This window comes from Kordia sp. E (assembly GCF_056033805.1).
Genome location: NZ_JBRASR010000006.1, coordinates 310,001 through 322,131 on the forward strand (window position 1 = coordinate 310,001; position 12,131 = coordinate 322,131).

Annotated in this window: 11 protein-coding genes; 9 read left to right on the top strand and 2 right to left on the bottom strand. The window is 30.8% G+C overall.

The annotated features are described in order from the left end of the window. The first annotated feature begins 16 nt into the window (after positions 1-16). Positions 17-2,452, top strand: a complete 2,436-nt coding sequence (locus tag ACUUYC_RS23370) for a TonB-dependent receptor (RefSeq protein ID WP_474269885.1) — start codon at positions 17-19, stop codon at positions 2,450-2,452. A gap of 92 nt (positions 2,453-2,544) precedes the next feature. Here ACUUYC_RS23370 and ACUUYC_RS23375 read toward each other — a convergent pair whose 3' ends face one another. Then, entirely contained in the window at positions 2,545-3,222 is a 678-nt protein-coding gene (locus ACUUYC_RS23375) for a LipL32 family surface lipoprotein (RefSeq protein ID WP_474269887.1), read from the bottom strand. Between the two features lie 230 nt (positions 3,223-3,452). On the opposite strand from ACUUYC_RS23375, the gene ACUUYC_RS23380 reads away from it, so the two are divergent. The 8 genes from ACUUYC_RS23380 (at position 3,453) to ACUUYC_RS23415 (ending at position 9,944) form a co-directional block, all read left to right on the top strand. Continuing rightward, complete coding sequence (locus tag ACUUYC_RS23380) at positions 3,453-4,049, top strand: aspartyl/asparaginyl beta-hydroxylase domain-containing protein (protein ID WP_474269888.1); 597 nt, start codon at positions 3,453-3,455, stop codon at positions 4,047-4,049. Positions 4,050-4,111: 62 nt separating this feature from the next. Further along, positions 4,112-4,387 (top strand): RebB family R body protein, encoded by a 276-nt coding sequence (locus ACUUYC_RS23385; RefSeq protein ID WP_474269890.1) that lies wholly within the window; start codon positions 4,112-4,114, stop codon positions 4,385-4,387. Between the two features lie 298 nt (positions 4,388-4,685). Then, positions 4,686-5,327 (top strand): hypothetical protein, encoded by a 642-nt coding sequence (locus ACUUYC_RS23390; RefSeq protein WP_474269891.1) that lies wholly within the window; start codon positions 4,686-4,688, stop codon positions 5,325-5,327. Between the two features lie 101 nt (positions 5,328-5,428). Then, the gene (locus tag ACUUYC_RS23395) at positions 5,429-6,016 is read left to right on the top strand and encodes a hypothetical protein (protein ID WP_474269893.1); all 588 of its coding nucleotides are present in this window, start codon (positions 5,429-5,431) and stop codon (positions 6,014-6,016) included. 214 nt (positions 6,017-6,230) lie between these two features. Continuing rightward, positions 6,231-7,880 carry an ATP-binding protein gene (locus ACUUYC_RS23400; protein WP_474269895.1) on the top strand — a complete coding sequence of 550 codons (1,650 nt, stop codon included), beginning with the start codon at positions 6,231-6,233 and terminating at the stop codon, positions 7,878-7,880. Further along, the gene (locus ACUUYC_RS23405) at positions 7,880-8,626 is read left to right on the top strand and encodes a LytR/AlgR family response regulator transcription factor (RefSeq protein WP_474269897.1); all 747 of its coding nucleotides are present in this window, start codon (positions 7,880-7,882) and stop codon (positions 8,624-8,626) included. Before ACUUYC_RS23400 ends, ACUUYC_RS23405 begins: the two co-directional genes overlap by 1 nt. 50 nt (positions 8,627-8,676) lie before the next feature. After that, a complete protein-coding gene (locus ACUUYC_RS23410) occupies positions 8,677-9,285 on the top strand; it encodes a hypothetical protein (protein ID WP_474269899.1) in 609 nt (202 codons plus the stop codon). 209 nt (positions 9,286-9,494) lie between these two features. Continuing rightward, positions 9,495-9,944: a hypothetical protein gene (locus tag ACUUYC_RS23415; protein WP_474269901.1), complete on the top strand. Its 450-nt coding sequence runs from the start codon at positions 9,495-9,497 to the stop codon at positions 9,942-9,944. Positions 9,945-9,958: 14 nt separating this feature from the next. On the opposite strand, the gene ACUUYC_RS23420 is transcribed toward ACUUYC_RS23415, so the two are convergent. Beyond that, positions 9,959-11,596 carry an ABC-F family ATP-binding cassette domain-containing protein gene (locus tag ACUUYC_RS23420; RefSeq protein ID WP_474269903.1) on the bottom strand — a complete coding sequence of 546 codons (1,638 nt, stop codon included), beginning with the start codon at positions 11,594-11,596 and terminating at the stop codon, positions 9,959-9,961. Positions 11,597-12,131 lie beyond the last annotated feature (535 nt).

The window sequence follows — 12,131 nt, forward strand, 5'->3', positions numbered from 1 at the left end:
AAAATTACTCACTGAAATGAAAAAGCTATTATTCTTCCTATTCTTCTTAGGAACTATCTCAACTGTATTTGCACAAAGAGGAAATACTTCAAAAAAGGTTACCATTACTGGGAAAGTATTCGACAAGGAAACTAAACAACCTCTTGAATATGCAACCATTATTTTTCAAGATATTGCTAAAAAGAAACCTGTAACTGGTGGAATTACCAACGGAAAAGGTGAATTTAGCATTGTTGTCGATGCTGATACATATGATATTAGAGTGGAATTTATTTCATTCAAATCACAAACAATAAAATCAAAACCACTTTTAAAAGATACTTCTCTCGGAAACTTTTTACTGACGGAAGATTTAGAAAGTCTGGCAGCAGTAGAAGTTATTGCTGAAAAAACAACGGTTGAAATTAAACTTGATAAGAAAATTTATAATGTTGGAAAAGATTTAACGGTTCGCGGTGGAACTGTTAGTGATGTGCTAGACAATGTTCCTTCGGTTTCTGTAGATGTAGAAGGAAATGTTTCCCTAAGAGGAAATGAAAACGTTCGTATTTTAATCAATGGAAAACCTTCTGGGTTAGTTGGCTTAAATTCAACAGATGCATTACGACAATTACCAGCAGAAGCAATTGAAAAAGTAGAAATCATTACATCTCCATCAGCACGTTATGACGCAGAAGGAACTGCAGGAATCTTAAACATTATTCTTCGTCGTAGCAAATTACAAGGAATCAACGGAGCTATTACTACAAACATTTCATATCCAAAAGGATATGGTGTTTCTGGAAATATTAATTACCGAACTGGCGATTTTAATTTCTTTACAACTTCAGGATACAATTACAGAGAAGTTCCTGGAAATTCAAATACGTTTACCGAATATTTTAATGGTGATGAGCCAAATACATTTTTAGAAGAAGACAGAACGTTTGATCGTATTCGAAAAGGATTCAACTCCAACTTTGGTGTCGAATGGTATATCAATAAATCGAGTTCATTAACGGCTTCATTAGTCTACAGAAATAGTGATAATGAAAGTAGTACTGTAAATACACTTACGCAATTTGATTCAGGTCTTAATATAACGAATCAGAGTACTCGTTTTGATCCTGAAACAGAAGATGACAAAACGATTCAGTATGCATTAAACTTTGATAAGAACTTTGAAAAAAGTGGTCATAAATTAACTGTAGATTTTCAATATGAAAGTAGCAGCGAAACTGAAAATTCATTTATTTCGGTTGATAATGTATTGGCAGAACAAGTAGGAACGATTGAAGATCAAGATCGTATTCTATTACAAACAGATTATACAGTTCCGTTGAGTGAAACAGCTCAGTTTGAATTTGGATACCGTGGAAACTTTTTAGACCTAAACACTGATTATTTAGTTGCCTTTTTAGAAGGAAACGATTTTGTGTCTGATTCAGATTTAAGCAACGTATTAAACTATCGTGAATATGTAAATGCTTTTTACACACAATACGGAAACAAGATGAACAAGTTTTCATACTTGTTAGGTTTACGTATGGAAAGCACACGAATTACAGTAGATCAATTAACAAGCGGAACATTAGATAAGAAAAATTATGTTGGCCTCTTCCCTACTATAAATCTTGGATATGAAATTACAGAAGATCAAAGTATTACGTTAGGATACAACAGAAGAATTCGTAGACCACGTTCACGATTCATCAATCCATTTCCATCACGTTCAAGTATTACCAATGTATTTCAAGGAAATCCAGATATAGATCCAAGTTATTCTAACGGAGTTGATTTAGGATATTTGAATCGTTTCGGAAAACTTACATTAAATACTTCTATCTACTTTCAACGCGCGACAGATGTATTCAATTTTATAAGTGAAGATACTGGTGAAACAACAATCTTAAATGGTGAAGAAGTACCAATTATTCGTAGAACTCCAATTAACTTAGCTCGAAATGACCGTTATGGTTTTGAATTTACGCTGACGTACAATCCATCAAGGAAATGGCGTGTAAATGGAAACTTTAATTTATTTCAATCAATTAATAGAGGTGATTTTAATGGTGTAAATTTTGATGCTGAAAATTTAAGTTGGTTTGTTCGTATCAATAATAAAGTAACGCTTCCAGCCGGAATTGACTGGCAAACACGTTTATTTTACAGAGGACCAAGTGAAGATGCACAGAATATTAGAAAAGGACTTTTCTCTGCAAACTTAGCATTCAGCAAAGATTTATTTAAAGACAAAGCTTCCATTGCGTTCAACGTAAGTGATGTATTTAATTCAAGAAAACGTCAGTCAGAATCATTTACAGACACGTTTAATAATGAAGGAGAATTTCAATGGAGAGAGCGTACTTTTAATTTATCATTTACATACAGGTTCAATCAGAAAAAGAAAAGGCAACGTGGAAATGGTGGACAAAACTTTAATGATGAAGGCGGATTTAGTGCTGCTCCATAACTAGTACTTCAAAGTTCTAATTCAAAATAAAACAAAAAAATCCAAGTTGGTTAGACTTGGATTTTTTTTTATAAAGTTATTTTTGACAATTATTACATTTTCTCTAATAAACCTTCTATAGAGTTAGACATTACAATACCAGGTAATTTCACTGGAGATCCTATTTGTGCTAGGAATGTTCCATTAACTTCTCCTTTTTTATACGATGTAAATCCAATTCTGTATAATCCTGTTGTCAATGCTTTTAAAGGATCACCAGTTTTACTTTTATAACGTAACAGAGAGTTATATTTTCTACCGCTAGGTTGTTTTGGCATTTCTGAGCTGTCATCATTCTTTTTAAGTGTAGTCCAAGTTGCATTTGCTGCATCAGCAACTCCGCCTTTTGTAAATACATCTGATCTTTCTAGTGTAATATACGTGTCAAAGTAATCTTTTGATTTTTTATTTTCTTCATATCCACTTCCCATAATAGGGTTTTTAGTTTTTGTTTTTCCTGCCGGAGATACCATTCTCAAACCTAATTCAGGCGCTACCGCAGGAACCCATATGTATATGTAGTAAAACTTCTTTCCGTCTTTTATTTCACTTTCTGTACCTGGAGAAGCATGTCCTAAATAACTAATAACGTCTAAATAAGGAACTCTTTTTTTAACTGGACCAATTTTCTTTTCAATTGAACTTCCGAACTTTTTCAATTTTTGAGCATTAACGCTTCCAACAGAGAATAGAAAAATGACTAATAAACTTAAAATTTTGATTGTTTTCATTTGGTTGTTTTTTTATTTGTCCAGTAAAGCTACTACTTTTTAATATTAAAAATTAAAGAATCTTTAATTCATTAAACAGCAAAAGTTATATACAGATCTAATTTCTGAACGATTTCACTTACGTAAATCTCGCTATTTTGAAGTTTCATTTTACTTTAACATAGACAGTTTTATACTTTTTTAGTACTTTAGATTTTCAAAAATTACTGATCAATACAAAATCATATATTATGGCGCACGCAAAACCAAAAGAGCGAACTAAAGATCGAATTAAATTACCTTTTACATTTGATTCCGAAAAAATGTTAGCTGAGTTTGAAGCCTTAAAACTTCAAAACTTTGAATATTATAATGTTATTCCGTTACGCGCGCCAGCACATACGGTTGATACTTCAATTCCAATGCCACCACCAGCAGCTGATTATGCAGATGGTTCTTGGTGTGATTGGTTAGATACAGATTATTTAAACGATTCTCCGTATCTAAAAAGTGTTGTAGATACTTTTAAAGCAAACACAAAAGTAACATTGGTGCGTTTGTTACGTTTAGCGCCAAATTCTGTTGTACAGCAACATACAGATCCAACATTAGGTTTGGAAGTACATAGTTCGGTAATTCGTTTAACGATTCCTATATTAAACAAAGATGGCGTACAGTTTTTCCTGAATGATACAGAAGTTCCTATGCAACCTGGAGAATGTTGGTACTTACGTTTAACAGATCCACACAGAGTTATCAATGATGGAGACGAAGAACGCGTAAACTTAACTATTGATATGATTCCGAATGATTGGATTCGTACTATCATCAAGGAAAGTGATTTGTAATTTAAAAAGAATCCATTCTGCTTTCAGAAAATTATTATGAATTATTTTAAACCTAACATATTATGTCTAAACCAACAAGCGTAAACTCACAAATCACGGACTCAGTTACACAAGTAAATACAAAAGTTCTTGGCGATTCACCTGCAATAGCAATGGGAAACTTAATGCAAGCTACTTCGCAAGCGCTAAGTAATGCTGCTCACAATGCTACTACCAGTCAACAGAATACTGAAATAACTTCACAAGCTGCTACGACACAAGGAATTTCTACTTTATACAGTATAGATACTGCAAGTACAGGTGTTGCAACAAAAGAAATTCTTGATGATACAAAATAATTTCTTTTAGTATATTTTTACAATACTTTATAAACTCATTATAACAGCGAACTTCGGTTCGCTGTTTTCGTTTATACTCTTTTCTTAAAAAATCTTATTCCAAGACTTTCTGTCTTCGTTCCTAAAAAGTAGCCTTTCGTTCTATTTATCTCATACTCAAGTGTACTATACTTTTTCTTTGTATAGAATTACTTAACTAAACAAGCTAGTAATTCTATACAATTTTTTAATAACTAAACAATTGGCGGTATCCGAAAAGCCTAAATAGAGTAGGGGAAATATTTAAACTAATTATATTATGAACATAATAAACCTTCTTTTACCTGCAACAGAAACTAAGCCTTTACCAACAGAAACTAAGTCTTCACCAACAGAAATTGTTTTTCCAGCAGCAACAATTATTTCTCCACCAGTAAAAACTACTAAACCACCTTCTCCATATTTTAACATACCAAATGGGTATAGTTATCAAATTAAGAAAAAGAAATCTTCCGAAAAAATAATAACTGTGTTAGAAAATAAAGACTTATTACTTAAGAGCACTGCATTACTAGAAATGCTTACTGTGAATAATTTACCTCATCTTTATAATCCGATTTCGATTGTTACAGCATTAAAAAAACCTAATTCTAATTTATATTCACTTGACTACTTCTGTTGTTGCTTAGTTACAACTCCTTCAGGTAAGACTTTGAATGATGGAATAAAGATATATCTTAAAAATCAATGGAGTGGAACTGACTTTACTCCTGAATTTTTAATTGACTATTCCCTTAAACCTGAATCTGAATCTGAATCTGAACTTGAAATATTTTATGTTAATTTTCAACTAGATTTACCCGTTTGTCCTAAACAAGTTACCACATACCTCTGGCAAGATGATCCTGTTGGTTCAAGAGGAACAGTGACTACTGTTAAAGACCCTACAAGTGTTAGCTAGTTATAATTACAAGTCCACAAACCATAGAATCATTTAATTAAGTTAAAGGCGGTATCCGAAAAGCCTAAATAGAGTAGGGAAAATAAATAACCAATTATATTATGATTTTTTCACACCAACAAAAAACACCCTTAATTGCTACTAAAGAAATGGCAATTATAAAGCAAATACTAGATAAAGCTAAAACAATAAAAAAATATTCTAATAGTACCTGCTTAAAGACGATTGATTTTAGCGATATGTTTTACAATACTTTACCCCTTATTCATTCTGGACATTCTCCATTGAAAGGGTTACAACAATTCTCGCTTGGCAGTAAAAGAATTCTCTCTCCCGTAGTGCTCCCATACTACGATACAAATAACAATAATCTATTAGCTGGTCTATATATTACGACTTTTGCAAGAACTATAGATTCTATAACAAAATATAACTTAAAATTTAAATATAGTTTTACGCTAAATACAACTGGGGAACCTCAATTAAATATATATATTTCCTTTGACTACAAAGGACAAATATCACCAAATTACTATTATGACGGCTTCTATGTAAACCTAGGAGTAAATCAATTTAATGGGATAAAATTAGAAGGTATTGTGACTGCAAAAGTTTTCCTAATTGATACTGATCCCGCAACTACAAGAGGAACTGTGACTACTGTTAAAAATCCTACAAGCGGTAGTTAATATTAATAAAAAAAGAACTCTTAAACAGATTCAAATGTGTACATCTTAATATAAAAGTAGTGAGTACAAAATCACTACTTTTTTTTATTTTAAAATTTTACCTACATTGTATAAAAAATAGTACATGCATTTAAGGTTAAAAACTATATTTTTTCTGATTCTTTCTATTAGCCCACTCCTCCTTTTTTCACAAAAAGATTTTGAGTTTGACAACTTGAAACAAAAAGTAAAAAGTAGTACTGACCAATTAAAAACATATAACCATTTTTCAAAAGCACGTATTTTTTTTATTCAAAGGGAATGGGATTCTACTTTAATTTATACTACAAAATGCTTAAATAATTCTCCTAAAAATAAAGAACTAATAGATTATTGCCATTTTTTTCGTGGGTACAGTTTTAATCAAAAAGAAATTTTTAAAGAAGCAAAAAGAGAGTTTTTAAAAGTCTCTAAAAAATTTAAATTTCACAATACTATAACTGCATTTCTAGGTACAATAACTCTAGAATCGCATGAATATGATAAAGCTCTTGCTTATTTCAAAGAAATAGAAAACCTAACGAATGATTCGCTCATAATCACAAATATTGAACGTATTAAAGATAACATTGGTGTTTGTTATTTACATCTTCAAAATTATGCGAAAGCTGAACCATATTTAACTAAAAGTATACTACTATTAGAGCAAGCTAAAGATACTATTCAACTTATTGGTTCTTATGGAAATTTAGCGACGCTTTATTATGATCAATATAAAGACGCACAAGCGATTCCATATTTTGAAAAAGCGTATCGACTAGCTAAAACTACTAACGATTTAAAGTCAAAACAAAATACAGCGCTAAATATGGCAGTTGTTGAAGAAAATCGAAAAGAGTATAAAAAAGCGATTCAATACCGAAAAGAATATGAACAATGGACAGCTTCTCTCAATGATCAAAATAGAATTTACGCAACTGCAAAAGCAGAAAAGAAAATTGCAGTTGAAAAAGAACAAAAACAAGTTGCTGTTTTAAAAGCTAAAAATGAAGTACAAGAAGCTGAACGAAATACTTTTTTGTATTCAGCAATTATACTTTTACTATTATTAATTGCTAGTTTCTATTTTTATCGTGAAAAAGTGAAATCTAATAAAATTATCAATGCGCAAAAAGAAGATTTAGATGAACTCAATGCTACAAAAGACAAACTTTTCTCTATTGTGAGTCATGATTTGCGTTCTTCTGTAAATGCTATTAAAACAAGTAATAAAAAGTTGGTTACTAAGCTTAATACCGAAAATAACGAAGAAGTCAAAAGTTTACTAAATAAAAATAGTTCTATTGTCAACAGCGCATACAATTTATTAGACAATCTACTCAATTGGGCAATGTTGCAAGCCAAGCAATCTTTTTTTCAAATTACTAAATTACGTGTAGCTTCTATTGTTGAACATGTTTCGTTTAACTACAAAGCGATTTTAGCAGATAAAGAGATTTCTTTTTCTACTAAAATTGATAAGAAAACTATTGTATATGCGGATCAAGAATCATTAAAAATCATCTTACGAAATCTTATAGATAATGCCATTAAGTTTTCCAATTCAAAAGGAACTATTACAATTTACACACAAAATGATGATTCAAATTTTTGTCATCTTATTGTTGAAGATACTGGCATTGGAATGGACAACGAAACACGAGAAGGCTTATTAAAAAACACCAAACTACTTTCCAAAAAGAAACATGAAGATATCATTGGAACTGGATTGGGCATGCAACTCTGTAAATCAATGATTAAAAAAAACAATGGTGATTTTTCTATTCAAAGTGAACTTGGAAAAGGCACCAAAATGATTATTTCACTACCTAAAAACCCTACCTAATGAACCATATTAATGTACTTATTGTTGAAGATACACCTGAACAAAGCGATATACTGAGTCAAATTCTCAGCGAGAATGGTTTTAATGTTGCTGGCATAGCACAAACCTTTAAAGAAGCCGTACAATTATTTTATGAAAAAGACATTGATATTGCAATTATTGACATTTTTTTAGGCGAAAGACCAGACGGAATTGCTTTTGCTGAACTCATAGACACACAACCAAATAAGTTAAGACCTTTTATATTTCTAACAAGTTCAACAAGCCGTCAAATATTTGATCGCGCCAAGCTTACACATCCCTATAGTTATATCGTGAAGCCTTTCAATGAACTGGAGTTATTATATGCGATTGAAACGGCTTTAGAAAAGTTTTATGGGCAAGAAGATTCTTTTTCAAGCGAAGATGAAAATACTGTTATTAGTAAAGATTATCTATTCATTAAAAAAGGAAAGTCCCTCAAAAAAGTTCATATTGACGAAATCATTTACATAGAAGTTGAAGAAAAATATTGTAATATCATTACTGAAAAAGAAAAATTTGTTATTCTCATCTCACTCGTGAAAATTCTTGATTTATTGGATGAAACAAAATTTTACAGAACACATCGTAACTTTATTGTGAACGTTCAAAAAGTAGAAGAAATTGTTCTTGCCGATAATCTTATCATATTAACAGGCGGTTATAAAGCTACGTTAAGCGGAAAGTATAAAGATTTCATCAATAAATTTCAAACTATTAAATAAAAACTAAATACCATATTATCATAAATTAATCACTCTAAAACCATTCAAAAATGAAAACAGTAAAAGTAGAAATCGCAACAAATGATTTGGAAATACTAAAACAATCAGCATATAATTTATGCTTTGCAAAAAAAGTAAACAGTAGTTTTAATGTCGCATGGCAAGTTTATAGAAATTTTCTATTAGTCAATCAATTCTCATGGCAACCACAATATGAATTATTTGGCAATAATACTTTTCAAAACGGAGTTGTTGTAAACCCAGTTACAAATACACAATCATGTGATTTAGGGAATAGCTGCACACTTAATCAATATGGTGTTTTAGAAAAACAAGTTAGTGGTGGTCCAGATACAAGTTTAACATTTATAAATGATTACGGACCTATTCATACTGGTGTATCTCAAATGTCTACAGGAATTGAGGGACAAACTACTATGGATCCTATTTATGTATCAGAAAACCAGATAGTAATAGGTCAGGCGACATTAACTCCAAAAGATGAAGTAATGGTTTGGTTTCAACAAGATATTGAAACTGGTACTATGGATAGTACTTTGAATTCTACGGAAGCTACATCCAGATACATTATTTTAGATTTAACCAAAACTAATCAAATAACTTGTCGTTATGAGAATGGTGAATGGAAAATTGTTTAAAAAACTTCAAAGAAAAGGCTGTTTTTCAGTATTCAAAAACAGCCTTTTATATAGTATACACTTTGAATAAACCACATAGACATTTCTATTATTATTTTAAAAAAATCTTAGATATTGTAAAGGAACATCTTCACGCTTGAAAGACACTATGCAAAACATAAAACTATTCATAATATTTGCTATATTTCACAAAATTTAAAAGATAAAAAATGAAATCAATTTTTACACTATTGCTGACTTGTTTTTGTATAGTTTCTTGTGGAAAAGTCAAAGAAACAACCAAGAGCGCTATCAAAGAAGGCGGGAAAATTGTCGGTGAATCTGTTGGAGAATTTAGCAAAGGTGTTTCTGAAGGTGTAGAAGAAACGTTTCAAATCAAAATTAATGCAGACGAAAACATAGAAAATAAAGGTATTTCATTTGGAAAAATAACACTTGGAAGCATTGATGGAGGAAGCGATAATATGCTAAATGTATATCTAATTTTTGACAAAGATTTTAATGACACACTTTCACTTAAAGTTTTTGATAACAACAATTTAGAAATGGGAAGAACTTCTAAAGTGATTTCTGCAAAAAAAGGAGCTGCAAATTTCTACGAATTTCAATTTAATAAAAAGACCAATATCGACAGTGATAGTAAAATTTTTATGGAATAAACATTCTTTATAATTTATGCTTTCAAATCAATTTCTTTGATACTTTTTATACGATTTCTTTCTAAGAAAGCATCAATCGTTTCAAAATGTTCTAGTACACGTTTTTCTTTAAATTCAAATACTTTTTGTGATAAACCTTGCAAGAAGTCACGATCATGCGAAACTAGAATTAAAGTTCCATCAAATGCTTTTAATGCATCTTTTAAAACATCCTTAGAACGTAAATCTAAATGGTTTGTTGGTTCATCCAGAATCAATAAATTCACAGGTTCCAACAATAATTTCACCATTGCCAAACGTGTTTTTTCTCCACCAGAAAGTACACTTACTTTTTTGTCAATATCATCTCCTTTAAACATGAACTGACCCAAAATATTTTTAATTTGTGTACGCACATCTCCTTTGGCAACTTCATCAACCGTTTGAAAAATTGTCAAATTCTGATCCAATAAAGAAGCTTGGTTTTGCGCAAAGTATCCAACTTTTACATTGTGTCCCAGCGTACAATTTCCTTCGTGTTCTATTTCTCCTAAAATAGATTTAATCATAGTTGATTTCCCTTCTCCATTTCGCCCAACAAACGATACTTTTTCGCCACGAGCAATTGAGAAACTAGCATCTTTAAAAACTACATGTTCGTCATACTTTTTAGTTAATTCTTCCACAATAACTGGATAATCTCCAGAACGTGGCGCTGGCGGAAATTTTAGTTTTAATGCAGAATTATCTACTTCATCAATTTCTATGATTTGTAATTTTTCCAACATACGAACACGTGAAGCTACTTGATTCGTTTTTGAAAATGTTCCCTTAAAACGATCAATAAATGCCTGATTGTCTGCAATGTATTTTTGTTGCTCTTGGTATGCTTTTATTTGATGTGTTCTACGATCTTTTCGCAATTCTAAGTAATGAGAATAGTTTGCTTTATAATCGTAAATACGTCCCATTGTGACTTCAATTGTACGATTTGTAATGTTGTCAATAAATGCTCTATCATGCGAAATTACCATCACAGCATTTGCTTTATTCACCAAAAAATCTTCCAACCAAATCACCGATTCTATATCAATGTGGTTAGTTGGCTCATCAAGTAAAATTAAATCTGGCTTTTGTAATAAAATCTTTGCCAATTCAATTCGCATTCGCCATCCACCACTAAACTCATCTGTCATTCGTTGAAAATCGCCTTGTTTAAATCCAAGTCCTTTTAGTGCTTTTTCAACTTCGGCATCATAATTTATTTCTTCTAATGCGTAGAATTGCTCTCCTAATTCTGAAACTTTTTCAATGATTTTCATATACGCATCACTTTCGTAATCCGTTCGTGTTTCCAATGCTGTATTTAACGCATCCATTTGATCACGCATTTCAAAAATATGCTTGAATGCTTTAGAAGCTTCTTCAAACACCGTACAATTATCTTCTGTCAATAAATGCTGTGGCAAATAGGCAATTACCGTATCTTTTGGACAACTTACTTTTCCACGAGTTGCGCTTTGTTCTCCAGCAATAATTTTCATCATTGTAGATTTCCCAGCACCATTTTTCCCCATCAGTGCAATTTTATCATTTTCATTAATGACAAAATTTACATCACTGAACAACGTAGTTCCACTAAATTCTACGGCAATATTATCAACAGTAATCATCTATTCTTTTTTGAGATTGCGAAATTACTAAAAAGACAATAGTATTTTGTAAAAGTTTCAGTTTTTTAAAATTTTGCAATCATTTTTTATTGCTTTAAAAAAATTGTAACTTACTAGTATGAAGTCACAACAATTCATTTTTGGAATTTCGTGTTTAGTTTTACAATTAGTTTTCACCTATTTCTCATATAGTAGTTTTCAAGCTGCGATGAATAGAGTAAACGATTCGGATATAATAATCTGTATTAGATATCAAGGGTTTGAAGTATTATTCTTTGTTTGTTTAATTGTACTTTATGAAATGTATTTGGTAAAAGGTTCTATTAAAAAAATACTTCGCATTGTTTTAGGCGCTTCTATAGCTATTGAATTACTTTCTTATTTCACTAATTTTTTTCAATTTAATGATCTCGTATACAGCACATTGTTTTTTACAGCTTTAATTTCTTGTACGTTATTTCTTTTCGAAGGATTGAAATTTCTTTATAAAAAATTATATATCAAGCGAATTAATGTGTAGATTTATACTTACAAT